This window comes from Bacillus cereus group sp. BfR-BA-01347 (genome assembly GCF_022663835.1).
Classification (GTDB): Bacteria; Bacillota; Bacilli; order Bacillales; family Bacillaceae_G; genus Bacillus_A; species Bacillus_A thuringiensis_K.
Genome location: NZ_JAKUGG010000011.1, coordinates 157,416 through 181,884, shown reverse-complemented (window position 1 = coordinate 181,884; position 24,469 = coordinate 157,416). Strand labels below are relative to the sequence as shown.

Sequence of the window (24,469 nt, the reverse complement as noted above, 5' to 3'; positions counted from 1 at the left end):
TGAAGGATAAATGAAAAAGCGTGCATTAGTAAGTGTTTCAGATAAAACAGGAGTAGTAGAATTTGTTAAAGGGTTACTAGAACAAGGGATTGAAGTTATTTCAACAGGTGGTACGAAAAAGTTACTAGAAGAAAACGGTTTACAAGTAATTGGTATTTCTGAAGTAACTGGTTTCCCTGAAATTATGGATGGCCGTGTGAAAACATTACATCCAAATATTCATGGTGGTCTATTAGCAGTTCGTGATAATGAAACACATGTAACACAAATGAATGAGTTAGGTATAGAGCCAATTGACTTTGTTGTTGTTAACTTATACCCATTTAAAGAAACAATCGCTAAGCCTGATGTAACATTTGCTGATGCAATTGAAAATATTGATATCGGTGGCCCGACAATGATTCGCTCTGCTGCGAAAAATCATAAATTTGTATCGGTAATTGTAGATCCAGTAGATTACGATGTTGTATTAGCAGAACTGAAAGAAGACGGTGAAGTAAAAGAAGAAACGAAACGTAAATTAGCAGCGAAAGTATTCCGTCATACAGCAGCGTATGATGCGTTAATTTCTAACTACTTAACAGAGCAAATGGGTGAAGAAAGTCCAGAAACATTAACTGTGACATTTGAGAAAAAGCAAGACTTACGTTATGGCGAGAACCCACATCAAAAAGCAACTTTCTATAAAGCGCCATTCGCAGCAACTTCTTCTGTTGCATACGCAGAACAATTACACGGTAAGGAATTATCGTATAACAATATTAATGATGCAGACGCAGCGCTTAGCATCGTAAAAGAATTTACAGAACCAGCAGTAGTAGCAGTAAAACATATGAATCCATGTGGTGTTGGAGTAGGAACTGATATTCACGCAGCATATACTCGTGCTTATGAAGCAGATCCGGTATCAATCTTCGGCGGTATTATTGCAGCAAATCGTGAAATTGATAAAGCTACAGCAGAAAAGTTACATGAAATTTTCTTAGAAATTGTTATCGCACCTTCGTTCTCGCAAGAAGCTTTAGAAGTGTTGCAAAGTAAGAAGAACTTACGTTTATTAACTATAAATATTGAAAAAGCGACAAGTGCAAGCAAAAAACTAACTTCTGTACAAGGTGGACTTCTAGTTCAAGAGGAAGATACGTTATCATTAGATGAAAGTACAATTTCAATTCCAACGAAACGTGAACCTTCAGAGCAAGAATGGAAAGATTTAAAACTAGCTTGGAAAGTTGTAAAACATGTGAAATCAAACGCAATTGTTTTAGCGAAAGATGACATGACGATTGGTGTCGGTGCGGGACAGATGAACCGTGTAGGTTCTGCAAAAATCGCAATTACACAAGCTGGTGAAAAAGCACAAGGTAGCGCGCTTGCATCTGATGCTTTCTTCCCAATGCCAGATACATTAGAAGAAGCAGCAAAAGCAGGAATTACAGCAATCATTCAACCGGGTGGATCAATCCGTGATGAAGATTCTATTAAAGTGGCAGATACTTATGGGATTGCTATGGTGTTCACTGGCGTACGTCATTTCAAACACTAATAGAGGATGTTTAAAAATCCGATTGAGATAACCTTTTATTGATATGAAAAAGCAAACTAGGAGCATAGCTTCTAGTTTGTACTTATTTAATTATTGGGGGATGAAATATGAATGTTTTAGTAATTGGCCGCGGTGGGCGTGAGCATGCTTTAGCTTGGAAGTTTGCACAATCTGAAAAAGTAGAAAAGGTATATGTAGCACCAGGTAATGAAGGTATGCGAGATGTTGCAACACCAGTTGACATTGATGAAAATGATTTTGATGCATTAGTTTTATTTGCAAAAGAGAATTATGTCGAGTTAACTTTCGTTGGACCAGAAATTCCGCTTATGAATGGAATTGTTGATCGTTTTAAAGAAGAGGGACTTCGTGTATTTGGTCCGAATAAAGCGGCTGCTGTTATTGAAGGTAGTAAAGCTTTTACAAAAGAGCTTATGAAAAAGTATGATATTCCAACTGCGGCGTACGAAACTTTTACAGATTATGAAGAAGCAGTACAGTACATTCAAAAAGTTGGTGCACCAATCGTTATTAAAGCTGACGGCCTAGCTGCGGGTAAAGGGGTAACGGTAGCAATGACGCTTGAAGAGGCATTACAAGCTGTGAAAGAAATGCTACAAGATGTGAAATTCGGCGCGGCAAGTAAGAAGGTCGTTATTGAAGAGTTTTTAGATGGACAAGAATTTTCATTAATGGCATTCGTGAATGGAACAACTGTACATCCAATGGTAATCGCCCAAGATCATAAAAGAGCTTTTGATGGTGATAAAGGTCCAAATACGGGCGGAATGGGTGCATATTCTCCAGTACCACAAATTCCAGAATCAGCAGTTCAAGAAGCGATTCAAACCGTATTGCATCCAACTGCTAAGGCGATGATTGAAGAAAACCGTTCGTTTACAGGTATTTTATACGCAGGTCTTATTTTAACAAATGATGGTCCGAAGGTAATTGAATTTAATGCACGCTTCGGTGATCCTGAAACAGAAGTTGTATTACCTCGATTAGAAAACGATTTAGTTGATGTATGTAACGCTGTATTAGATGAAAGTGAACTAACGTTACAATGGTCAGAAGAAGCGGTAATCGGTGTTGTACTTGCTTCTAAAGGATATCCAGAAGCATATAAAAAAGGTGATATTATTAGCGGACTAGATGCACTGCAAGATGTGATTGTTTTCCATGCAGGTACAGCAATGAAACATGGGGACTTTGTAACGAACGGTGGCCGTGTATTATTTGTTGCTTGTAAGGCAAATAGTTTACAAGAAGCAAAAGATAAAGTATATAAAGAAATCGGTAAAATTGAGAGTGATGGTCTATTTTATCGAAGTGATATAGGATATCGTGCAATTGGGCATGAGATGACGAAAAGTTAATATGTAAAAATCCCGCTGAGGAATCAGCGGGATTTTTATGCATCTTTATCTTTTTTTAATTTCCCTTTTTGCTTTGCCATTTCTCGAAGTAAATACTCGATGTGTGCATTGACGCTACGAAATTCATCATTTGCCCATTTTTCGATGACTGCGTGTAATTCAGGATCAATACGTAATGGAAAGCTTTTCTTTTTAGCCATAATTACTTATAGTCCTTAGTATAGGCTTCCTGTATTAATAACTGGCTGCGCACCTTTATCTGAAACGATGGCAACTAATAAGTTGTTTACCATATTTGCTTTACGCTCGTCATCGAGTTCTAGTACGCCTTCTTCATCTAACATATGGATGGAATCTTTTGCCATCTTCACAGCGCCTTCAACAATTTCTTTTCTAGCAGCTAATACTGCTTTTGCTTGCTGGCGTTGTAGCATTGCATGGGCAATTTCTGTTGCGTAAGCTAAGTGCGTTAAACGAGTTTCTAATACTTCTACACCAGCAATTTCAAGACGTGCTTCTAACTCACGTTTTAATTCTTCAGAGATTTCTTCAGTATTTCCGCGTAACGTAACGCAGGTTTCATCTTGGAAATTGTCATAAGGATATTTTGTTGCAACATGGCGGATTGCCGTTTCGCTTTGAATTTCTACAAATCGATCATAATGTTCAACACCAAACATCGCTTTTGCAGAATCAACAACTTTATATACGATAACAGCTGCAATTTCAATTGGATTTCCATCAACGTCATTTACTTTTAATTTTTTACTGTTAAAGTTTTCAACACGTAAAGATACAGTTTGACGGAATGCGAACGGAATCGTTAAAAATAAACCGTTTTGACGAATTGTTCCTAAATAATTACCGAAGAACGTAATAACCTTCGCTTGATTCGGTTGAACAATACCGATACCTGTAGCGAGAACTGCGGCTAATATAATAGTTAGTGCCGCTCCTATGAAAATTTCTTGTGCAAGGAAAAATACACCGATAGCAGCTAAAATCAAAATTCCAATAATACCGAGAAAACCATTTACATAAAATACTTGTTTTTCTTTCATATGATCGCCTCCTGATATAAAAATGATATCACTTTTATATCATTTTAAGCAAGAGGTATGTATCTAATTTTCTGAATTTTATTGATTGATATCTTTTATATACATTTTAAGGTTGAAAAAGAGAATATACGTTCTGTTTTATGATAAAATAAAGAAGACTTAACCGCCCACTGCAGCAGCTAAGTCCCTTTGAGAGCATCTTGCATCGTGACAAATGATTCAAAGCGGTTTTGCCAGGATTATATCTTCAATCGCTGACTCAATCTCTTTGTCAGAAGCGTCATAACTTCCTTTTGACTCTGGCTTGTCATGAGTGGAAGTTTGATTCACTTCTTCTTTAGCATGTCCTTTTTTAGCAAAATTCATGCTAGGCATTTTAAATGCCCCCATATTCATGTATTTTCCGAATTTCCACATTTCAACAACAGGGCAGAAACGAACAATTCCTTCTGCAACTTTCATTGCACCAATCCATAGAAAAATGTTAGACCAAGTGCACCACGGCTTGCGTACAAGTTTAGTTGCACTACATCCGAAGAGGACAAGCCCAAGTGTAATTCGAATTAGAGCGTTTATTGTCCCGATATTTTGCTTCATTAGAAAAACACTCCTTTTTATGAAAGTTGAAATAGATAATACTATTTCTTTTATTAGTATCCCGTTTGATTTTTGGGATATGTAATCCAACATTTGACGTGGAAAAAGATGTTGGAATGTGCGTGTGTGTAAGTAACTTTTTTTGTTATAATGAAAGAATGCATAAAAGGAACTTCAAAATTAAATCCTCTAGTTTAAAAAATATGGAAGAGGTAATTCCAAACTTAATTCTCCGTTTTAAACAAATATTTAAGATGAAGTTAAAACAATAATGATGAAAATAAACTGTTATTTTGAACAGAAATATATATAACTAGAGAAAAGAAAGGGTGTTTTCATGTACGATATTTCCGGATGGAAACATGTATTTAAGCTTGATCCAAATAAGGAGTTAAGCGATGAACATTTAGAAATGATTTGTGAGTCTGGAACTGATGCGGTTATTGTAGGCGGAAGTGATGGAGTTACAATTGATAACGTATTACACATGCTAGTTAGCATTCGTAGATATGCAGTTCCTTGTGTATTAGAGGTTTCTGATGTAGAAGCAATTACACCAGGATTTGATTTTTATTACATCCCAAGTGTTTTAAATAGCCGAAAAGTAGAATGGATAACAGGTGTTCATCATGAGGCATTGAAAGAATTTGGGGATATTATGGACTGGGACGAAATTTTTATGGAAGGGTATTGTGTTTTAAATCCAGAAGCGAAAGTAGCCCAGCTTACAGAAGCGAAATGTGATTTAACAGAAGATGACGTTATTGCATATGCTCGTTTAGCAGACAAGTTATTACATTTACCGATATTTTATTTAGAATATAGCGGTACGTATGGAGATGTTGAACTTGTTAAAAATGTAAAAGCAGAATTGAAACAAGCTAAGTTATACTATGGCGGTGGTATTTCTAATGCAGAACAGGCGAAAGAAATGGCACAATATGCTGATACAGTAGTTGTTGGAAATATTATTTATGATGATATAAAATCGGCGTTAAAAACAGTTAAAGCAGTAAAAGGAGAGTAGGTGCAGGCGTATATGAGTATGACAGATAAGTTATTAAACGGTTTAAATCCACAGCAACAAAAAGCAGTACAAACAACGAATGGACCACTTCTACTAATGGCAGGTGCAGGTAGTGGTAAGACACGTGTGTTAACACATCGTATTGCGTATTTACTTGGTGAAAAAGGTGTAGCACCATGGAATGTACTAGCTATTACCTTCACAAATAAAGCAGCTCGTGAAATGCGTGAGCGTATTGATACACTTGTGGGACCAGAAGCAGAAGATATTTGGATTTCGACGTTCCACTCTATGTGTGTACGTATTTTACGACGCGATATCGATCGTATTGGTATTAATCGTAACTTTACAATCTTAGATTCAGGTGATCAGCTAACTGTAGTCAAAAAAATTATGAAAGAGCGCAATGTTGATCCGAAGAAATTTGAGCCGCGCTCTATTTTAGCGGGTATTAGTAATGCGAAAAATGAACTGTTATCTGCGGATAAATATGCAAAAAAAATTACAATGGCTGATCCATATGAAAAATTAACGAGCGATGTATACACAGAGTATCAAAAACGTCTTTTGAAAAATAATTCATTAGACTTTGATGATTTAATTATGACGACGATTCAGCTATTTGAACGTGTTCCAGAAGTATTAGAGTTTTATCAGCGTAAGTTCCAATATATTCATGTTGATGAGTATCAAGATACGAACAAAGCACAATATCTTCTTGTTAAACATTTGGCAGCGCGTTTTAAAAATCTTTGCGTTGTAGGTGACTCTGACCAGTCTATTTATCGCTGGCGTGGTGCAGATATTTCTAACATTTTGTCATTCGAAAAAGACTATGAGAATGCACAAGTAATTTTATTAGAACAAAACTATCGTTCGTCACAAAATATTTTAAATGCAGCGAATGCTGTTATTGAAAAAAATACGAATCGTAAGCCGAAGAAATTATGGACAGACAATCAAGTTGGAAGTAAAATCTCGTATTATCGTGCCGCAACTGAAAAGGACGAAGCGTATTTTGTTGCAAAAAAAATTCGCGACGATATTCAAATGGGGAAACGAAAATATACTGATTTTGCAGTGCTATATCGTACGAATGCTCAGTCTCGTATGGTCGAGGAGATTTTCCTTAAATCTAACATTCCGTACAAAATTGTGGGGGGTACTAAGTTCTACGATCGTAAAGAGATTAAAGATATTTTGGCGTACTTACGTTTAATCGGTAATCCAGATGATGAAATTAGTTTTGCACGTATTATTAACATGCCAAAGCGTGGTATTGGTGCGACTTCTATTGATAAAATTATTAATTATGGTGTGCAAAACGGAATTTCATTAACTGCTGTATTTGATGAGATTGAGCATGTTGGAGTAAGTGCAAAAATTACAAAGGCAGTAAAAGAATTCGCAAGTTTATTACACAACTGGGTAAATATGCAAGAGTATTTATCTGTTACAGAATTAGTAGAAGAAGTTATTGAAAAAACAGGCTATCGCGATATGTTGAAAAATGAGCGTTCTTTAGAAGCGGAAGGTCGTTTAGAAAACTTAGACGAGTTCTTATCTGTTACGCAAACATTTGAATCTCAAAGCGAAGATAAGAGTCTTGTTGCATTCTTAACAGATTTAGCACTTGTTGCTGATATTGATCGTGTAGATGAAGACCCAACTGCTGGTGAAGAAGTTATCTTAATGACGATGCACTCAGCGAAAGGATTAGAGTTCCCGGTTGTCTTTATTGTTGGTTTAGAGGAAGGGATATTCCCTCATACTCGTTCTCTTATGGAAGAGGATGAAATGCAAGAAGAACGTCGTCTTGCTTATGTAGGTATTACTCGTGCAGAAGAAGAGCTATATTTATCTAACGCGCAAATGCGTACTTTATTTGGTAGAACAAGTATGAACGCTGCGTCTCGCTTCATTACAGAAATCCCGACAGAACTAGTGGAATCATTAAATGAAACAGCGCCGAAGCGTGAAAATTCGTTTGGTGCAAAAGGCAGAACAGCAAGTAGCAGTAAAATGACAACGACAACCACAACCACAACACGCTCTCGTTCAGCTTTCGTGCGTCCTGCTGCTAAGACGACAGGCGGTGAGCAAATTGGCTGGGCAGTAGGCGATAAAGCTTCCCACCAAAAATGGGGAATCGGTACAGTTGTAAGTGTAAAAGGTGAAGGTGATGCAAAAGAATTAGATATTGCGTTCCCAAGCCCGATTGGTGTTAAACGTTTGTTAGCAAAATTTGCACCTGTGACGAAACAATAGAAAGGAATGAGGATATGTCAAAAGAGATAGCAAAAAAACGTATAGAAGAATTACGTGATTTGTTAAATACATTTAACTATCAATATCACGTATTAGACAATCCTTCTGTTTCTGATGCGGAATATGACCGTAATATGCAGGAGCTTATAAAATTAGAAGCAGAGAACCCAGAGTTTATGAGTGAAGATTCTCCCTCCGTTCGCGTTGGGGGAACTGTTCTTGATATATTTGAAAAAGTAACACATAAGTCACCAATGTTAAGTTTAGGAAATGCATTTAACGAAGGAGATTTACGTGATTTCGACAGAAGAGTACGTCAAGGAATTGATGGTGCAAATGTAAGATATATATGTGAATTAAAAATTGACGGGCTTGCCGTTTCGCTTCATTATGAAAAAGGACGCTTCATTCAAGGGGCGACACGTGGTGATGGTGTAACGGGTGAAGATATTACTCAAAATTTAAAAACGATTAAAGCTATCCCACTTCGTTTAAATGAAGAAGTAACGTTAGAAGCACGAGGCGAAGCTTATATGCCGAAGCGTTCATTCGTTAAACTAAATGAAGAAAAAGAGCAAAATGGAGAAGATGTATTTGCGAATCCGCGTAATGCAGCAGCAGGTTCAATACGTCAACTTGATCCGAAAATTGCAGCGAAGCGTAACTTATCTATGTTTGTGTATGGTCTTGCGAATGTAGAAGAAAAAACAATTTCATCACATAGTGAATCGCTGGATTTCTTAGGTGAACTTGGATTTAAGACAAATCCAAATCGCCGTACATGTGAAACAATTGAAGAAGTTATAGCTTATGTAGAAGAATGGCAAGAAAAACGTCCGCATCTTGATTATGAGATTGATGGAATCGTTATAAAAGTAGATGATGTTGCTCTTCAAGAAAGTCTAGGAACTACAGCGAAGAGTCCAAGGTGGGCGATTGCTTATAAATTTCCGGCTGAAGAAGTTGTAACGAGATTAACAGGCATTGAATTAAGTGTTGGCCGAACAGGGGTTGTAACACCGACTGCAGAACTAGAGCCAGTGAGAGTTGCTGGTACGATTGTTCGTCGTGCTTCTTTACATAACGAAGATTTAATTCGCGAAAAAGACATTCGAATTGGTGACTACGTTGTTGTGAAGAAGGCTGGAGATATTATTCCTGAAGTTGTGAACGTTATTTTTGATAAGCGTACTGGTGAGGAAGAAGAATACCGCATGCCAACTCATTGTCCAGCATGTGAGAGTGAACTTGTTCGTTTAGAAGAAGAAGTAGCACTTCGTTGTATAAATCCAACTTGTCCTGCTCAAATTCGAGAAGGGTTAATCCATTTCGTTTCAAGAAATGCAATGAATATTGATGGACTTGGAGAACGTGTCATTACACAACTCTTTGATGCTGATTACATTCGTACATTTGCTGATTTATATGCATTGACGAAAGAGCAATTATTACAGTTAGAACGTTTTGGTGAAAAATCAGCAACAAACTTAATACAAGCAATTGAAAATTCTAAAGAAAACTCGTTAGAGCGATTATTATTTGGTCTTGGAATTCGCCACGTTGGAGCGAAAGCAGCACGTACATTTGCAGAGCACTTTGAAACGATGGATGAGCTTGTAAAAGCAACGGAAGAAGAACTAAAAGCAATTAATGAAATTGGCGAAAAAATGGCTCAATCTGTTGTGACATATTTTGATAATGAAGATGTATTAGAGTTATTACAGCAGTTTAAAGAGTATGGCGTGAATATGACATACAAAGGTATAAAAATTGCAGATTTACAAAATGTTGAATCTTACTTCGCAGGAAAAACGGTTGTTTTAACAGGTAAGCTAGAAGTTATGGGACGAAGTGAAGCGAAGAAGAAGATTGAGGCATTAGGTGGAAAAGTAACAGGAAGTGTTAGTAAGAGTACGGATTTGGTTGTTGCAGGTGAAGCAGCTGGTTCGAAATTAGCACAAGCGGAGAAACATAATGTTGAGGTTTGGAATGAAGAGAGGTTCTTACAAGAGCTAAATAAGTAAGAGGTGCAAACTTACCATGAAAAAAATAGCATTAGCGGTATTAAGCCTTGGCCTACTTGTAAGTGGGTGTAGTGCAGGTGCCGACAAAGATGAAAAAGTGGCTGGGAAATCGGGGAAAGCAAAAGAACAATCAGTTGTTCCAAAATACGCTATTTCGGATGAATATTATAAGACGACTATTCCATTTGATGGTGGAAAGGCACGTGGTTTAGTGGTGCAAGGGTTAAATAGTCGCCTTGATATAGATGAATTTGAAACAGGATTAATGCGAATTGCAAAAGAATCATTTAGTACGAAAGATAATTTTTTAAAAGGCGGAAAAGCTCTAGATACTCAAACTATACAGATGCTTGTTAAAAGAAAACGTACAGATGCTGAACAAAAGGAACTAGAGGAAAAATTAAAAAAAGATGCAGTTAAATTTCCTAATATAGGATTAAATCCTGCATTAGGAACAGGATCCGAATCACTAGAAGTGAAAAATAAAAAAAATCCAATATATATTTCAAATATTTTAGAGCATGATTATTATGTGAAAAAAGGCGATAATGGCGAGGAACGTGTTGGTATGGTAGTTGGATTAGCGATGAATTCTGTTCAATATTTTAACGAAGAGCATGGTTACCCACGTGAAGCTGCAATCCCAGATGAAAAGATGTTAGCTGAAGGGAAAAAAATGGCGCAAGAAATTTTGAAAGTCATACATCAAAAAGAACCTGAAACAAAAAATATTCCGATAACATTTGCGATTTATCGCCAAGCTCCAAAGTCTTCGCTCGTGCCAGGTAATTTTGTTTCTTATGCAAATGTCGAAAAAGGTAGTGAAACGGTTGAAGATTGGAAACAAATTAATGAAAAATATTATTTGTTCCCATCAGAGCAAGCGAAAACAGATAATAAACGTGAAGATCTTGCAAGAGTATCCAACTTTAAGGCAAAACTAAGCGATTATTTCCAAGGAGACTATACAGCTGTTATTGGTACTGGTATGTATAGAGATGATGAATTAAGAGAAATGAAGCTTGATATTCCTGTCCAGTTTAATGGAAAAGCTGAAATAGTTGGTTTTACACAATATGTGGCAGGGCTTGTTATGGAATACTTCCCGAATTATATGAAAGTACAAGTAACGATTAAATCTGTAGAACGCCCAGAAGCTATTATTATACGTGAAGCAAAAAAAGATGAACCACTTGTGAAAATTTTAGATTAAATATGAAGGCTGTTCCTCTATGGAACAGCTTTTTTTCTTATGTAATTTTGTTATAATTTAAAATGTTGTAAAAAATAGGGGTAAGGGGTAAAGCTCATGGACGAATTAAGTTTTCAAGTCATTATTTTATTAATTGCATTCGGTTTTTTAGCAGCTTTTATTGATTCCGTTGTTGGAGGAGGAGGGTTAATTTCGCTTCCTGCACTTATGTTTGTTGGCCTATCGCCAGCTTCGGCAATTGCAACGAATAAATTAGCGGCAACAATGGGGACATTTACGAGTGCGATGTATTTCATTCGATCAGGAAAAGTTGATTTTAAAATTGTAGGAAAGTTAATACCGTTAACTATTGTTGGAGCTGTGGCAGGCGCTTTAGTAGTAAAATTTATTCCATCGGATATTTTACGCCCATTAGTACTTGTAATGTTGGTATTTATTTCTATTTATATTATTGCAAAAAAGAATTGGGGAAGTGTGTCTACCTATAAGAAGATGACGCAAAGAAAAACATTAATATTTTTCTTTGTTATTTTAATGATAGGATTTTATGATGGATTTTTTGGACCAGGGACAGGGTCGTTTTTAATTTTTGCATTTTTATTAATTGGCTTGGATTTTATTCAAGCAGCAGCATCTGGAAAACTTTTGAATTTTGTTAGTAATATTGTATCTTTAATTACTTTTTTATTTTTAGACATAATTCATTTTGAATACGGTATTATCATGGGATTATCAATGATCTTAGGTGCTTATTTTGGATCGAAGTTTGCGGTTCAAAAAGGCGTTGGATATGTGAGGACTTTATTTTTATTAGTTACCATATTATTGATTGGAAAAAATGTTTTGGAATATACTCATATTTTGTAGATTCATACCCATGTATGGATCTCTTTTTTTATTATATTTTAAAAATTTATTAATTTTTAAAATATAAGTCTAGGAATATTTGAATAAATCTAAATTATCGTGTAGAATAATGTTGTAAAATGTAAACGTTTTTCTAAGGGGAGGCTAAAAAGAATGGTAGTAGCATACAAACATGAGCCATTTACAGATTTTTCAGTGGAGGCTAACAAATTAGCGTTTGAAGAAGGTTTAAAGAAAGTAGAATCTTATCTTGGACAAGACTATCCATTAATTATTGGGGGAGAAAAAATCACTACAGAAGACAAAATTGTTTCTGTAAACCCTGCAAATAAAGAGGAACTTGTTGGTCGTGTTTCAAAAGCAAGCCGTGAGTTAGCTGAAAAAGCAATGCAAGTAGCGGATGAAACATTCCAAACTTGGAGAAAATCAAAGCCAGAAATGCGTGCAGACATTTTATTCCGTGCTGCAGCAATCGTTCGTCGCAGAAAACATGAATTCTCTGCTATTCTTGTAAAAGAAGCAGGTAAGCCATGGAATGAGGCAGATGCTGATACAGCAGAAGCAATCGACTTTATGGAATATTATGGTCGTCAAATGTTAAAATTAAAAGACGGTATTCCAGTAGAAAGCCGTCCAATTGAATATAATCGTTTCTCTTACATTCCATTAGGAGTAGGTGTTATCATTTCTCCTTGGAACTTCCCATTCGCAATTATGGCAGGTATGACAACAGCTGCTTTAGTTTCTGGTAACACAGTATTACTAAAACCAGCTAGTACAACTCCTGTAGTAGCAGCGAAATTTATGGAAGTATTGGAAGAAGCTGGCTTACCAGCTGGCGTAGTAAACTTCGTTCCAGGTAACGGTTCTGAAGTTGGTGACTACTTAGTAGATCATCCTCGTACACGTTTCGTAAGCTTCACGGGATCTCGTGATGTAGGTATCCGTATCTATGAGCGTGCAGCGAAAGTAAACCCAGGACAAATTTGGTTAAAACGCGTTATCGCTGAAATGGGCGGTAAAGATACAATCGTTGTTGATAAAGAAGCAGATCTTGAATTAGCAGCTAAGTCTATCGTTGCATCAGCATTCGGATTCTCAGGACAAAAATGTTCTGCATGTTCTCGTGCAGTAATCCATGAAGATGTATACGATCACGTATTAAATCGTGCTGTTGAATTAACAAAAGAATTAACAGTTGCTAACCCAGCAGTATTAGGTACAAACATGGGTCCTGTTAATGACCAAGCTGCATTCGATAAAGTAATGAGCTATGTTGCAATTGGTAAAGAAGAAGGTAGAATCTTAGCAGGTGGCGAAGGAGACGATTCTAAAGGCTGGTTCATCCAACCAACAATCGTTGCTGACGTTGCAGAAGATGCTCGCTTAATGAAAGAAGAAATCTTCGGACCAGTAGTAGCATTCTGTAAAGCGAAAGACTTCGATCATGCACTTGCAATTGCAAACAATACAGAATACGGTTTAACAGGAGCAGTTATCTCTAACAACCGTGACCATATTGAAAAAGCACGTGAAGACTTCCACGTAGGTAACTTATACTTCAACCGTGGATGTACTGGTGCAATCGTAGGATACCAACCATTCGGTGGCTTTAACATGTCTGGTACAGACTCTAAAGCTGGTGGACCTGATTACTTAGCACTTCACATGCAAGCAAAAACTACTTCTGAAACTTTATAAGAAATAGTAGAGGAGCTCTTCACAGAATGTGAAGAGCTCCTTTTAAAATTGAAATCCTATATATTACTATCGTTCGAAAGGAATGAGCTAAAACCTATTAATAGCGGGATAAACATGTGAACAGAAATAAAATGATGAGAAAAGTTGACTTATTAGTCATTTTTTTTAGTATTCATTTTGAGAATTTCCTGTATAATACAATTTGAAAGAAAATCTATGGTTCGACAAGGAACACTCCTTTCGGTTTTGCTCACTGAAAGGAGTGTTTTTTTATGTAGCTAAAAATTCTTTCGTGCTTATTACATTTGCATATACACCATTTAAACTAGCTAAAATTGTATTGTGAATATAAACAGCTGGTATAGTAGCGTTCTTAAAAGAAAGGTCTTTTGTAGCACAAGCATCATGTATAACGGTACATTGAAAGTCAAAATCGAATGCAGCCCTTACTGTAGCATCAATACACATATGAGTCATCATCCCGCATACAACGACATGTTCAATATCTAAACGTTTTAATTGCTCTAGAAGATTAGTTTCTCGGAAGCTATTTGGATAATGTTTGACTATAACTGTTTCTTCTCTAAGTGGACGTACGCTTTCGTGAATATGTACACCTTCTGTATTAGGTAGGAAAAAAGTAGCGTCATCTTTTATAGCTACGTGTTGGATATGAAAAATAGGTTCGTTGTTTGTTCTAAAGTGTTGTAATAACTGATTAGCATATTCGCTTGCTTCTACTGGATTACGCAATTCCATCTTTCCATTTGGAAAATAATCGTTTTGAATATCGACGAGTAAAAGAGCTGTTTTCATATATTTATCTTCCTCCGAGTTTCATATTCAAATAAATTTATTCAATTCGTAGAGAGGATTCTCCTGTTTAAAAATATGAGGAAAAAGAATTTTAAATAACCTTGAAAGTTACTATTTTCTCATGAATTCTCATCTGAAAATTTTAATAAAGGAATAATTAATATTTTTCTAAAAAATGTATTGACTCTTATTATTCTGAGTTCTATAATGAGAATTAATTAAACGACAATTAAATCGATACATTCTTATCCAGAGAGGTGGAGGGACTGGCCCTACGATACCTCAGCAACGGGTTTTTTTAATACCGTGCTAACTCCAGCAAGCCATATAAAGGCTTGGAAGATGAGAAGATGTGAACGAGTACATATAAGTGCTCTCCTTCTTATCTTTATGGTTGATAAGAAGGAGGGCACTTTTTATTTTACCTCGAAAGCTCTGCTTCAAGTTTTTACAGCATATAGGAGGGGAAAAAATGATTTCTTTTAACAATGTAAGTAAAGTGTATGAATCAGCTGGGCAATCTGTTCATGCGGTGGAGGATGTAACATTATCAGTTGAGAAAGGCGAAATTTTTGGCATTATTGGTTTTAGTGGCGCTGGAAAGAGTACGTTATTACGCTTAGTAAATATGTTAGAGAGACCGACGGCAGGAACGATTTCAATAGATGATAAAGATATTACATCATTATCGACGAAAGAATTACGTAAACTGAGACAAAGAATTGGAATGATTTTTCAAAGTTTTAATTTATTTAATTCAAGAACAGTATTTGGAAATATTGCTTATCCATTAAAGTTAGCGAAAGTACCAAAGAATGAGATAAAAGAAAGAGTAAATGAACTGCTGAAGTTTGTAGGGTTAGAAGATAAAGCAAACTATTACCCAGAGCAGCTATCAGGTGGACAAAAGCAGCGTGTGGGCATTGCTAGAGCACTTGCGACATCGCCAGATATTCTTATATGTGATGAGGCAACATCAGCCTTAGATCCAGAAACAACGACAGAAATTCTAAACTTATTAAAGAAAGTAAATAGAGAATACAATTTAACAATTCTTCTTATTACACATGAAATGCATGTTGTGAAAGAAATTTGTCACCGTGTAGCTGTAATGGAGAAAGGAAAAGTTATTGAAGAAGGAAAACTGTTTGATGTTTTCACGCAACCAAAAACAAAGACGACTCAAAACTTTGTACGTTCTGTCATTAATGATCATTTACCGGAAAGTGTTCTAGCGAAAATTCAAAATGGTGGTCAAATTTATCGTCTAACATTTACTGGTGAGGAGACAGGACAGCCGGTACTATCATATATCGCAAAAAACTATAACGTCGATGTAAATGTACTGTACGGAAATATTATTGAACTTCAAAATGTGCTATTTGGAAATCTTCTTGTAGAGTTGCAAGGTGAGCAGAGGGAAATTCAAAAAGCATTACAACATCTAAGACTGCAAGTGCAGCTGAAGGAGGTAGAAGCTCATGCGAGTTGATTGGAGTATATTTTGGCCGCGCATACTAGATGCGACGGGGGATACCCTCTTAATGGTAATTGTAACCCTTATATTCGCTACAATTCTTGGTATACCCCTAGGTTTACTATTATATGTAACGAGAAAAGGAAACTTTTTGGAAAATAAATGGGTCTTTTCTATTCTTAATATCATTATTAATACAATTCGTCCGGTTCCATTCATTATCTTTTTAGTAGCTTTAAGCCCACTAACAAGAAGTGTTATCGGAACGACGATTGGAACAGCAGCAGCAATCTTCCCAATGACGTTAGTTGCATCAATCGGCATTGCTAGAATGGTTGAAACAAATCTTGTTTCTGTTCCAAAGGGAGTCATTGAAGCAGCTCAAGCAATGGGGGCTTCGCCAATTAGAATTGTTTTTGAAATTCTTGTGCCAGAAGCGTTAGCGCCATTGATCTTAGGGGTTACATTTATGACAGTTGGTTTAATTGAATTTTCTGCAGTTGCTGGGCTTGTCGGTGGTGGAGGTCTTGGTGATTTAGCGATGACATATGGTTATCAACGTTTTGATACATCAGTTATGTTCGTAACGGTCGTTTTACTTATCATTCTTGTACAGGTAGCTCAAAATTTAGGAAACTACTTTGCGAAAGTCTTTTTACGCAGATTATAAAAAGGAAGAGGGTAAAAGAAAATGAAGAAAATTTTAGCATTTGCATTATCAGCGATTGTAGGAGTTTCAGCGTTAAGTGGCTGTTCAAGTGGAGACATAGGGGCAGGAGCTAAAGAAAAAGTAGTTCGCGTTGGTGTAACTGGAACGGATGGAGACGCTTGGGAAATTTTGAAGAGGAAAGCTGAAAAAGAAGGAATTAAAATTAAACTGGTTGAGTTCTCTGATTACACAACGCCAAATAAGGCGCTAGCTGATGGAGATATTGAACTAAACTCATTCCAGCATATTGCTTTCTTAGAGCAATTTAAAAAAGAGCATAAGTTAGATATTACAGCTGTTGGTACAACGCAAATTGCGCCAATGGGTTTATACTCTGAAAAATATAAGAAAGCAAATGAAATTCCAGATGGTTCAGAAATTGCAATTCCAAACGATCCAACGAACCAAGCACGGGCATTAAAACTTCTTGATGCAGCTGGATTATTAAAGCTTAAAAAAGACTTTGGTCTATTTGGAGATCCAAGTGGTATTGCTGAAAATCCGAAGAAATTAAAAATTACACCGGTTATCGCACAGCAAACACCTCGTGTGTTAAAAGATGTAGCGGCATCAGTTATTAATAACGGTGTTGCTGGTCAAGCTGGATTAGATCCAGCGAAGGATCCTATTTTCTTAGAAGATCCAAAGAATGAAAATGCGAAGCCTTATATTAATATTTTCGCAGCTCGTACGAAAGATAAAGATGATCCAACACTGAAAAAAGTAATTGAATTATACCATTCAAAAGAAGTAACAGATGCAATTAAGAAAGAAACAAATGATGGTTCCATTTCAGTAGATCTTTCACTTGAGGAGCTTGAAAAAATCGTAAAATAATCATTGGGTTTAATGGACTAACAGAAGGAACCCCTCCGCTGTTAGTTCGTTCAACATATAATCTACTTAACAAACAAAACAAACCCTAATTCTGTACCTTCCAATTCTGTATAATATAGAATCCAATGTTTGTTAAGTAGAGTAATAGACCAGGAGTTTTCCTGGTCTTTTTTTATTACTGAAAGCAGCTAGCGAGTAGTAAGGTAATCCAAATTATAATGGGATAAGAAAATAAGCTGAAAAGGAGTGTAATTACGAATTGCTTTTGATGAATTAAGTGTTTTTTTGATAAAAAAAAGAAAATAGAAAAGAGAGTAATGAAAAATGCGGATATTACGCCGGGGTTATAGGAGCGATAAATGAAAAACAAAATAATATGTTGAACAGAGTTGAAGAAGATGGCCCCTTGTATAAAAATAATCCAGCATATAGAAGACAAGAAGTTAAGTTGATATAGAAAGACGATAAGTAATACAAAGATTGTTAATACGGAAATGGCAATGAAAAATTGTTGGCTAGTTATAAGACGGATTGAAAATTGATTAGCAAGGTATTGTGGCATTTGGAAAGCTTCTTCAAGGTTATGAATGAAAAATAATAAGGGAATAATCCAGAGTATAGTAGTGGAATGTTTTTTCATCAATTTACATCACTCCAATAAAGTATAGAAAGCCTAAAAAAAGGCCATCTATACAGAGATAGTTAATCAATTATGATATTTTTTAAATTAACTTCATGATGCTCTCGTTCTATCGAATAAGCAGCTAGTTCCTCTTGTAAAATATTTAATATTTGCTTAGCGGATTGCTGGATTGGATTAGGTAGCTCTTCTAATATATGCATCCCGACTTTTACTTTTGTACGAATTACCCTTCGTAGTAATTCCTCATGCATGGACTATACCTCCAAACCGAATATTTAGTACATCTTCATCAAATTTTGCTCCTTGAATAGAAAGGTGTGTTAATGTTTTTGGTAACGTGATGTTCCGTTTAACAGAACCCGCTCGAATAATAAGTTCATCACCTTTTTGATTTAAGGAAAGTTCACTTTTGTTTGAGAAGGGAATGGACAGAACGAAAATATACTCATCGCCATCCTTTTTTACATATTGAGTGCGCCCGTTAAATTTCACTTCTGTAGGGGAATGATCAGTTTTAAATAAAGAATCTCCTACACGTTCTAACATAGACAAACCAACAACTTCTTGTTCAAACATTGGAGCTTCGTAAATAGGAAGGGGTTGAAAACTATCTTGAATTAATGTTTTATATTTCTTCTGTGCATCTTTCCATGCCTGAAAATAAGGATCGGTGACAGTGTTAGGGATGACGCGGTTAATCATAATGGCATCTACGTTATAATCGTATAAATTCAAATAAGTAAAGCTGCGCTGGGCTTCCTTAATGACCATTTTTTCAGGATTTACAACGATGCGGATACTTGTTACTTCTCGATTTGATAAAATATCTCTCATTTCTCCGAGCTGTTCAAGTGTACTTGTTAATTCGTCCATAATATCGTCGGTTGGAAGAGGGACACCAAGGAGTGGTTGAGCTACAGGACGAACGACTTTTAAAACTTTTCTTTTAATAGGAAATAATTTTTCCATCCACCAGCCGAGCATGTCTGGAAAGCTTAGCATTGCTAATGTTTCTCCTGTTGGGGCACAATCAATAATGATAACATCATATGTGTTTTGTTTATAATAATCGAGTACGCGAAGTAGGCTAATTAAATCTTCCATACCGGGAAACATCGTTAATTCTTCTGTTGTAATATCATCGGCTGCTTTGGAAGTGAAGAGTAGTGTAATATATTTCTGTAATTTTCCCCAGCCTTTTTCCATCTCATAAATCGTATTAATTTCTTGTGCCCACAAATTTTTACGAACTTCTAATGGCTCAGAAGATAGCTTTATACCAAATGAATCTCCTAAACTATGAGCAGGATCTGTGCTCATTACTAATGTTTTTAATCCTTGTTTCGCACTTTGAATTGCTGTTGCTGCTGAAATGCTAGTTTTTCCTACGCCGCCTTTACCTGTATACAAGATAATTCTCATCATTCATATCCCCTTTGTTTCGAATATCGAATATTACGAGTGTCGAAGTAAATGATTGAATAAAAACCCAGATAGGGTTTTATTCAATCGGAATGTTTTTCATTTTAGGTGTAGAAATCTTTTCTTCTGTTTTTTGCTGTGACGTAGCGATGTGATCCATGATTTTTTGGAAGATTTGTAGTAAGAATGCTTTTTCTTCTTCTGATAATGCTTCTGTTACTAAGCTAAAGTAATGGGCCGCATTTTGTTTTAATTCTTGAACGAGCATTACGCCGTTTTCTGTTAACCGAATTAATACAATACGTCGGTCATTTTCATCACGGTAGCGTTCAATATATCCCTTTTTTACAAGGCGATTTACAACGCCCGTTGTTGTACTCATCGGTATATCAAGAAGATCAGCAATTTTCGTCATTGTAATATCTGTATTTCGTTCCATCCAAAGTAAACAAAATACTTCTGTTTTAGAAAGTGTTAAATCTAGGCTTACCCATTCTTCAGGATAGAAAAGTTTCTTGGCGTTATCTAGCAGTAAGTCTAAAAAATGTTCATATTGCAACAATTAATTCCACTCCCGTATATTTCGAGGTTCGTAATATTTATTTTTATTTTATGTAGAATAGAAATAATTGTCAATGATTTTAATTGTTTTTTCAGATTAGGCAGAAAACTTTCTTTAAAATAGTATTCTTTTATGATAGATTTATAAATATAAAACTAGAATTTACATAAAAATCCATCATGGTAAATATACTTATCTATAATGGGTATACAGCTAACGAGGGGGAGAACGATGAGAAGACGTAATACGCAAGCGTTCACGTTTTTAGCATGGACTTCATTTGTTTGTGCACTTTCAGGTATGCTAATTGGGATTTATACGTTAGATGAAACGCTTAGTGTAAAAGGATACTATTTAATTGGAACATTATTTTTAACGATGTCTTGTTTTGTATTACAAAAAACAATTCGTGATAATGAAGAAGATAACGAGAGATTTCCGAAAAATAAACCGTTAGATAAAGAGTAAATTGTAAAGAAAGGCATTTGCCTTTCTTTTTTTATGTAAAAATGGCGTAAGTACTCTGTGTTGACTTGCTTGAAGTACTGAAAATTTGGTATCATCAATAGTATTGTAGATTGAACGATATATTATGGAGGTGGCCTAGCCGTGTCAAGAATTTCCGTTGAGAATGTAAAGCACGTAGCACATTTAGCACGTCTTGCAATTACTGATCAAGAAGCAGAAAAATTTCAAAAACAACTAGATGCAATTGTTACATTTGCAGAACAGTTAAATGAATTAGATACAACAGATGTAAAACCAACAACTCATGTATTAACTATGAAAAATGTTATGCGTGAAGATGTACCAGAAAAAGGTTTACCAGTTGAAGAAGTATTAAAAAATGCACCGGATCACAAAGATAATCAAATCCGTGTTCCAGCAGTATTAGAATAGAGGAGGGGAATTTCGATGTCATTATTTGATCATTCAGTATCAGAGTTACATAAGAAGTTAAACAACAAAGAAATTTCCGTTACGGATTTAGTAGAAGAATCTTACAAACGTATTGCGGATGTTGAAGATAACGTAAAAGCTTTTCTTACATTAGATGAAGAAAATGCACGCGCAAAAGCGAAAGAATTAGATGCAAAAATCGGCGCTGAAGATAATGGTTTATTATTCGGTATGCCAATTGGTGTAAAAGATAACATTGTAACTAACGGTCTTCGTACAACTTGTGCGAGCAAAATGTTAGCAAACTTCGATCCAATTTATGATGCGACAGTTGTGCAAAAGCTAAAAGCTGCTGACACAATTACAATCGGTAAATTAAACATGGACGAGTTCGCAATGGGTTCTTCAAATGAAAACTCAGGATTCTACGCTACGAAAAACCCATGGAACTTAGATTACGTTCCGGGTGGATCTAGTGGTGGTTCTGCAGCAGCTGTAGCAGCAGGAGAAGTACTATTCTCTCTAGGTTCTGATACGGGTGGTTCTATCCGTCAGCCAGCTGCATATTGCGGTGTTGTAGGTTTAAAACCAACTTATGGACGCGTATCTCGTTACGGATTAGTAGCATTCGCATCTTCACTTGACCAAATCGGACCGATTACACGTACAGTAGAAGACAATGCATACTTATTACAAGCTATTTCAGGTATTGACCGCATGGATGCAACTTCTGCAAACGTTGAAGTTGGAAACTATTTAGCTGGTTTAACAGGCGATGTTAAAGGTTTACGCATTGCTGTACCGAAAGAATACTTAGGCGAAGGTGTTGGCGAAGAAGCTCATGAGTCAGTACTAGCTGCTTTAAAAGTATTAGAAGGTATGGGCGCAACTTGGGAGGAAGTATCGCTTCCACACTCTAAATACGCTCTAGCAACGTATTACTTACTATCTTCTTCTGAAGCATCTGCGAACCTTTCACGCTTTGATGGCGTGCGTTACGGTGTTCGTTCTGATAATGTAAATAACTTATTAGATCTTTACAAAAACACACGTAGTGAAGGTTTCGGTGATGAAGTTAAACGTCGTATTATGCTTGGTACATTTGCGCTTAGCTCTGGTTACTATGATGCATATTACAAGAAAGCACAACAAGTACGTACATTAATTAAAAACGACTTTGAAAATGTATTTGCTAACTATGATGTTATTATTGGACCAACAACGCCAACTCCGGCATTTAAAGTGGGCGAAAAAGTTGATGATCCAATGACAATGTATGCAAATGACATTTTAACAATCCCAGTAAACTTAGCGGGTGTTCCAGCGATTTCTGTTCCATGTGGATTCGGTGCTAACAACATGCCACTTGGTTTACAAATCATTGGTAAACACTTCGATGAAGCGACAATTTACCGCGTTGCACATGCGTTTGAGCAAGCAACAGACTATCATACAAAAAAAGCAAGTCTGTAAGGAGGCGAGCATAGATGAATTTAGAAACAATTATTGGTTTAGAGGTTCACGTTGAGTTAAAAACAAATTCGAAAATTTTCTCTGCGAGTCCAACAGAATTCGGAGCGGAGCCAAATACACAAACAAGTGTAATTGACTTAGGATACCCAGGGGTACTTCCTACTTTAAATAAAGAAGCAGTTAACTTTGCAATGAAAGCTGCAATGGCATTAAACTGTGAAATCGCAACGGAAACGAAGTTTGACCGTAAAAACTATTTCTATCCAGATAACCCGAAAGCTTACCAAATCTCTCAATTTGATAAGCCAATTGGTGAAAATGGTTGGATTGAAATCGAAGTAGACGGTAAAAAGAAACGTATCGGTATTACACGTCTTCATTTAGAAGAAGATGCTGGTAAATCAACGCATACAGCTGATGGTTCATTAGTAGACTACAACCGTCAAGGTATGCCTTTAATCGAGATCGTATCTGAGCCAGATATGCGTACGCCAGAAGAAGCATATGCATACTTAGAGAAGTTAAAATCAATCATTCAATACACCGGTGTATCTGATTGTAAGATGGAAGAAGGTTCCTTACGTTGTGATGCGAACATTTCTCTTCGTCCAGTTGGACAAGAGAAGTTCGGTACAAAAGCGGAACTGAAAAACTTAAACTCATTCACTTACGTACAAAAAGGTCTTGAGCATGAGCAAGTGCGCCAAGAAAAAGAACTGTTATCTGGTGGCATCATCCAACAAGAAACACGTCGTTATGATGAAGCAACAAAGAAAACAATCTTAATGCGTGTGAAAGAAGGATCTGACGATTACCGTTACTTCCCGGAGCCAGACTTAGTTGAACTTTACATCGATGATGAGTGGAAAGAAGCAGTTCGAGCTTCTATTCCAGAACTTCCAGATGCACGTAAAGCTCGCTACGTTGCAGAATTAGGCTTACCAGCTTATGATGCACACGTGTTAACATTAACGAAAGAGATGTCTGATTTCTTTGAAGCAACTGTTGCAGACGGTGCTGATGCGAAATTAACATCGAACTGGTTAATGGGTGAAGTACTTGCATACTTAAACAAACAACAAAAAGAATTAAAAGACGTTGCATTAACGCCTGCTGGTTTATCTAAAATGGTTCAATTAATTGAAAAAGGTACAATTTCTTCTAAAATCGCGAAGAAAGTATTTAACGAATTAATTGAAAAAGGTGGAGACCCAGAAGAAATCGTTAAAGCGAAAGGTCTTGTTCAAATTTCTGACGAGGGTACACTTCGTAAAGTTGTAACAGAAATTCTTGATAATAATGAGCAATCTATCGAAGACTTTAAAAACGGTAAAGACCGTGCAATTGGCTTCTTAGTTGGTCAAATTATGAAAGCTACAAAAGGACAAGCAAATCCACCACTTGTTAACAAAATCTTACTTGAAGAGATTAATAAGCGATAATAGTAGTGACTTTTAAAGATTAAGCAGAAAAACACCCGTACATGGGTGTTTTTCTAGGTTAATCAAACGTTTGTTTAAATGAGACAAAATCGTTTAAACAAACGTTTGATTAACTGTCAAAAGTGGAAAAATGTTTGTATAGCAACTATGGTATGATAGTTGCAAAAAGGTGGGAATAATGATAAATCTAAACATAGAGGTTTTTTTCATCTCATGAAATAATAGATAGTTATTATTCGTTATATGTAAATTTTTATGGAAGAATGGATAGAAATAAAGTGAAACTTTAATCAGTAGGAGGTTCATCCAAAGCTGATTATTAGCCCTCACCAATTGGGCATTTACTGCCCGCAAATAGCGGGATAAATTTTGGAGTCAAATAAAAAACCATTGAAATGAATATTTACTTTTGATGGACTACACGAATCGGGTTCTTACTGCCTGTTTGAGCGGGATAAAAGAAGGATAGCAAGATGAGAGGAGGTAGGCATGGGAATACTGAATA

General features: G+C 36.1%; 23 protein-coding genes and 1 riboswitch. Of the genes, 15 read left to right on the top strand and 8 right to left on the bottom strand.

Going from position 1 to position 24,469, the window contains the following annotated elements; translation table 11 throughout:
- The first annotated feature begins 10 nt into the window (after window positions 1–10).
- Together purH and purD are read left to right on the top strand one after the other, a co-directional pair.
- Window positions 11–1,546, top strand: coding sequence for a bifunctional phosphoribosylaminoimidazolecarboxamide formyltransferase/IMP cyclohydrolase (gene purH / locus MR143_RS17545; protein WP_000745435.1), 1,536 nt, complete (start codon window positions 11–13; stop codon window positions 1,544–1,546).
- 107 nt (window positions 1,547–1,653) lie between these two features.
- The gene (gene purD, locus MR143_RS17540; protein ID WP_001101982.1) at window positions 1,654–2,925 is read left to right on the top strand and encodes a phosphoribosylamine--glycine ligase; all 1,272 of its coding nucleotides are present in this window, start codon (window positions 1,654–1,656) and stop codon (window positions 2,923–2,925) included.
- 35 nt (window positions 2,926–2,960) lie between these two features.
- Here purD and MR143_RS17535 read toward each other — a convergent pair whose 3' ends face one another.
- From MR143_RS17535 to MR143_RS17525, 3 genes are all read right to left on the bottom strand, one after another.
- Window positions 2,961–3,125 carry a type II toxin-antitoxin system antitoxin gene (locus MR143_RS17535; RefSeq protein ID WP_001085171.1) on the bottom strand — a complete coding sequence of 55 codons (165 nt, stop codon included), beginning with the start codon at window positions 3,123–3,125 and terminating at the stop codon, window positions 2,961–2,963.
- A gap of 15 nt (window positions 3,126–3,140) precedes the next feature.
- Entirely contained in the window at window positions 3,141–3,986 is an 846-nt protein-coding gene (locus MR143_RS17530; protein WP_000660669.1) for an SPFH domain-containing protein, read from the bottom strand.
- 219 nt (window positions 3,987–4,205) lie between these two features.
- Window positions 4,206–4,583, bottom strand: a complete 378-nt coding sequence (locus tag MR143_RS17525) for a YgaP family membrane protein (RefSeq protein WP_000812347.1) — start codon at window positions 4,581–4,583, stop codon at window positions 4,206–4,208.
- Window positions 4,584–4,920: 337 nt separating this feature from the next.
- Here MR143_RS17525 and pcrB point away from each other — a divergent pair, with 337 nt between their 5' ends.
- The 6 genes from pcrB (at window position 4,921) to pruA (ending at window position 13,683) form a co-directional block, all read left to right on the top strand.
- The gene (gene pcrB, locus MR143_RS17520; protein WP_000272080.1) at window positions 4,921–5,610 is read left to right on the top strand and encodes a heptaprenylglyceryl phosphate synthase; all 690 of its coding nucleotides are present in this window, start codon (window positions 4,921–4,923) and stop codon (window positions 5,608–5,610) included.
- Between the two features lie 12 nt (window positions 5,611–5,622).
- A complete protein-coding gene (gene pcrA, locus MR143_RS17515) occupies window positions 5,623–7,878 on the top strand; it encodes a DNA helicase PcrA (protein ID WP_242280873.1) in 2,256 nt (751 codons plus the stop codon).
- A gap of 14 nt (window positions 7,879–7,892) precedes the next feature.
- Window positions 7,893–9,902: an NAD-dependent DNA ligase LigA gene (gene ligA, locus MR143_RS17510; protein WP_000031452.1), complete on the top strand. Its 2,010-nt coding sequence runs from the start codon at window positions 7,893–7,895 to the stop codon at window positions 9,900–9,902.
- A gap of 16 nt (window positions 9,903–9,918) precedes the next feature.
- Window positions 9,919–11,115 (top strand): CamS family sex pheromone protein, encoded by a 1,197-nt coding sequence (locus MR143_RS17505; RefSeq protein WP_000717033.1) that lies wholly within the window; start codon window positions 9,919–9,921, stop codon window positions 11,113–11,115.
- A 96-nt stretch (window positions 11,116–11,211) separates the two neighbouring features.
- A complete protein-coding gene (locus MR143_RS17500; RefSeq protein WP_000343975.1) occupies window positions 11,212–11,982 on the top strand; it encodes a TSUP family transporter in 771 nt (256 codons plus the stop codon).
- A gap of 153 nt (window positions 11,983–12,135) precedes the next feature.
- A complete protein-coding gene (pruA, locus tag MR143_RS17495) occupies window positions 12,136–13,683 on the top strand; it encodes an L-glutamate gamma-semialdehyde dehydrogenase (protein ID WP_000259554.1) in 1,548 nt (515 codons plus the stop codon).
- Between the two features lie 270 nt (window positions 13,684–13,953).
- On the opposite strand, the gene MR143_RS17490 is transcribed toward pruA, so the two are convergent.
- Window positions 13,954–14,499, bottom strand: a complete 546-nt coding sequence (locus MR143_RS17490; RefSeq protein ID WP_000844905.1) for a cysteine hydrolase family protein — start codon at window positions 14,497–14,499, stop codon at window positions 13,954–13,956.
- A 242-nt stretch (window positions 14,500–14,741) separates the two neighbouring features.
- A riboswitch (SAM riboswitch) is annotated at window positions 14,742–14,848 on the top strand.
- Window positions 14,849–14,971: 123 nt separating this feature from the next.
- On the opposite strand from MR143_RS17490, the gene MR143_RS17485 reads away from it, so the two are divergent.
- Genes MR143_RS17485 through MR143_RS17475 form a run of 3 tightly spaced genes read left to right on the top strand, consistent with a single transcriptional unit; the run spans window position 14,972 to window position 17,522 of the window.
- On the top strand, window positions 14,972–15,991 hold the full coding sequence (locus MR143_RS17485; RefSeq protein ID WP_000622969.1) for a methionine ABC transporter ATP-binding protein: 1,020 nt from the start codon (window positions 14,972–14,974) through the stop codon (window positions 15,989–15,991).
- Complete coding sequence (locus tag MR143_RS17480) at window positions 15,981–16,646, top strand: methionine ABC transporter permease (RefSeq protein WP_001261867.1); 666 nt, start codon at window positions 15,981–15,983, stop codon at window positions 16,644–16,646. The genes MR143_RS17485 and MR143_RS17480 overlap by 11 nt, the downstream gene beginning before the upstream one ends.
- A 21-nt stretch (window positions 16,647–16,667) precedes the next feature.
- Window positions 16,668–17,522, top strand: a complete 855-nt coding sequence (locus MR143_RS17475; protein WP_000721592.1) for a MetQ/NlpA family ABC transporter substrate-binding protein — start codon at window positions 16,668–16,670, stop codon at window positions 17,520–17,522.
- Window positions 17,523–17,697: 175 nt separating this feature from the next.
- On the opposite strand, the gene MR143_RS17470 is transcribed toward MR143_RS17475, so the two are convergent.
- The 4 genes from MR143_RS17470 to MR143_RS17455 form a co-directional block, all read right to left on the bottom strand.
- Window positions 17,698–18,162 (bottom strand): HXXEE domain-containing protein, encoded by a 465-nt coding sequence (locus MR143_RS17470; RefSeq protein WP_002181829.1) that lies wholly within the window; start codon window positions 18,160–18,162, stop codon window positions 17,698–17,700.
- A gap of 62 nt (window positions 18,163–18,224) precedes the next feature.
- Window positions 18,225–18,416 (bottom strand): DUF3926 domain-containing protein, encoded by a 192-nt coding sequence (locus MR143_RS17465; RefSeq protein WP_000544110.1) that lies wholly within the window; start codon window positions 18,414–18,416, stop codon window positions 18,225–18,227.
- A complete protein-coding gene (locus tag MR143_RS17460) occupies window positions 18,409–19,590 on the bottom strand; it encodes an ArsA family ATPase (protein ID WP_242280872.1) in 1,182 nt (393 codons plus the stop codon). Before MR143_RS17460 ends, MR143_RS17465 begins: the two co-directional genes overlap by 8 nt.
- A 76-nt stretch (window positions 19,591–19,666) precedes the next feature.
- Window positions 19,667–20,149 carry a MarR family winged helix-turn-helix transcriptional regulator gene (locus MR143_RS17455; protein ID WP_000942475.1) on the bottom strand — a complete coding sequence of 161 codons (483 nt, stop codon included), beginning with the start codon at window positions 20,147–20,149 and terminating at the stop codon, window positions 19,667–19,669.
- A 231-nt stretch (window positions 20,150–20,380) separates the two neighbouring features.
- Here MR143_RS17455 and MR143_RS17450 point away from each other — a divergent pair, with 231 nt between their 5' ends.
- The 4 genes from MR143_RS17450 (at window position 20,381) to gatB (ending at window position 23,964) form a co-directional block, all read left to right on the top strand.
- Window positions 20,381–20,617: a YiaA/YiaB family inner membrane protein gene (locus MR143_RS17450; protein ID WP_001254393.1), complete on the top strand. Its 237-nt coding sequence runs from the start codon at window positions 20,381–20,383 to the stop codon at window positions 20,615–20,617.
- Between the two features lie 141 nt (window positions 20,618–20,758).
- A complete protein-coding gene (gene gatC, locus MR143_RS17445; RefSeq protein ID WP_000086999.1) occupies window positions 20,759–21,049 on the top strand; it encodes an Asp-tRNA(Asn)/Glu-tRNA(Gln) amidotransferase subunit GatC in 291 nt (96 codons plus the stop codon).
- 15 nt (window positions 21,050–21,064) lie between these two features.
- Window positions 21,065–22,522, top strand: coding sequence for an Asp-tRNA(Asn)/Glu-tRNA(Gln) amidotransferase subunit GatA (gene gatA / locus MR143_RS17440; protein WP_242280871.1), 1,458 nt, complete (start codon window positions 21,065–21,067; stop codon window positions 22,520–22,522).
- A 14-nt stretch (window positions 22,523–22,536) separates the two neighbouring features.
- On the top strand, window positions 22,537–23,964 hold the full coding sequence (gatB, locus tag MR143_RS17435; RefSeq protein WP_001047685.1) for an Asp-tRNA(Asn)/Glu-tRNA(Gln) amidotransferase subunit GatB: 1,428 nt from the start codon (window positions 22,537–22,539) through the stop codon (window positions 23,962–23,964).
- The last annotated feature ends 505 nt before the right edge of the window (window positions 23,965–24,469 follow it).

Excerpts from the sequence above, each read along its gene's own strand:
- purH (WP_000745435.1), top strand. The coding sequence starts at position 11 with ATGAAAAAGCGTGCATTAGTAAGTGTTTCAGATAAAACAGGAGTAGTA.
- purD (WP_001101982.1), top strand. The coding sequence starts at position 1,654 with ATGAATGTTTTAGTAATTGGCCGCGGTGGGCGTGAGCATGCTTTAGCT.
- MR143_RS17535 (WP_001085171.1), bottom strand. The coding sequence starts at position 3,125 with ATGGCTAAAAAGAAAAGCTTTCCATTACGTATTGATCCTGAATTACAC.
- MR143_RS17530 (WP_000660669.1), bottom strand. The coding sequence starts at position 3,986 with ATGAAAGAAAAACAAGTATTTTATGTAAATGGTTTTCTCGGTATTATT.
- MR143_RS17525 (WP_000812347.1), bottom strand. The coding sequence starts at position 4,583 with ATGAAGCAAAATATCGGGACAATAAACGCTCTAATTCGAATTACACTT.
- pcrB (WP_000272080.1), top strand. The coding sequence starts at position 4,921 with ATGTACGATATTTCCGGATGGAAACATGTATTTAAGCTTGATCCAAAT.
- pcrA (WP_242280873.1), top strand. The coding sequence starts at position 5,623 with ATGAGTATGACAGATAAGTTATTAAACGGTTTAAATCCACAGCAACAA.
- ligA (WP_000031452.1), top strand. The coding sequence starts at position 7,893 with ATGTCAAAAGAGATAGCAAAAAAACGTATAGAAGAATTACGTGATTTG.
- MR143_RS17505 (WP_000717033.1), top strand. The coding sequence starts at position 9,919 with ATGAAAAAAATAGCATTAGCGGTATTAAGCCTTGGCCTACTTGTAAGT.
- MR143_RS17500 (WP_000343975.1), top strand. The coding sequence starts at position 11,212 with ATGGACGAATTAAGTTTTCAAGTCATTATTTTATTAATTGCATTCGGT.
- pruA (WP_000259554.1), top strand. The coding sequence starts at position 12,136 with ATGGTAGTAGCATACAAACATGAGCCATTTACAGATTTTTCAGTGGAG.
- MR143_RS17490 (WP_000844905.1), bottom strand. The coding sequence starts at position 14,499 with ATGAAAACAGCTCTTTTACTCGTCGATATTCAAAACGATTATTTTCCA.
- MR143_RS17485 (WP_000622969.1), top strand. The coding sequence starts at position 14,972 with ATGATTTCTTTTAACAATGTAAGTAAAGTGTATGAATCAGCTGGGCAA.
- MR143_RS17480 (WP_001261867.1), top strand. The coding sequence starts at position 15,981 with ATGCGAGTTGATTGGAGTATATTTTGGCCGCGCATACTAGATGCGACG.
- MR143_RS17475 (WP_000721592.1), top strand. The coding sequence starts at position 16,668 with ATGAAGAAAATTTTAGCATTTGCATTATCAGCGATTGTAGGAGTTTCA.
- MR143_RS17470 (WP_002181829.1), bottom strand. The coding sequence starts at position 18,162 with ATGAAAAAACATTCCACTACTATACTCTGGATTATTCCCTTATTATTT.
- MR143_RS17465 (WP_000544110.1), bottom strand. The coding sequence starts at position 18,416 with ATGCATGAGGAATTACTACGAAGGGTAATTCGTACAAAAGTAAAAGTC.
- MR143_RS17460 (WP_242280872.1), bottom strand. The coding sequence starts at position 19,590 with ATGATGAGAATTATCTTGTATACAGGTAAAGGCGGCGTAGGAAAAACT.
- MR143_RS17450 (WP_001254393.1), top strand. The coding sequence starts at position 20,381 with ATGAGAAGACGTAATACGCAAGCGTTCACGTTTTTAGCATGGACTTCA.
- gatA (WP_242280871.1), top strand. The coding sequence starts at position 21,065 with ATGTCATTATTTGATCATTCAGTATCAGAGTTACATAAGAAGTTAAAC.
- gatB (WP_001047685.1), top strand. The coding sequence starts at position 22,537 with ATGAATTTAGAAACAATTATTGGTTTAGAGGTTCACGTTGAGTTAAAA.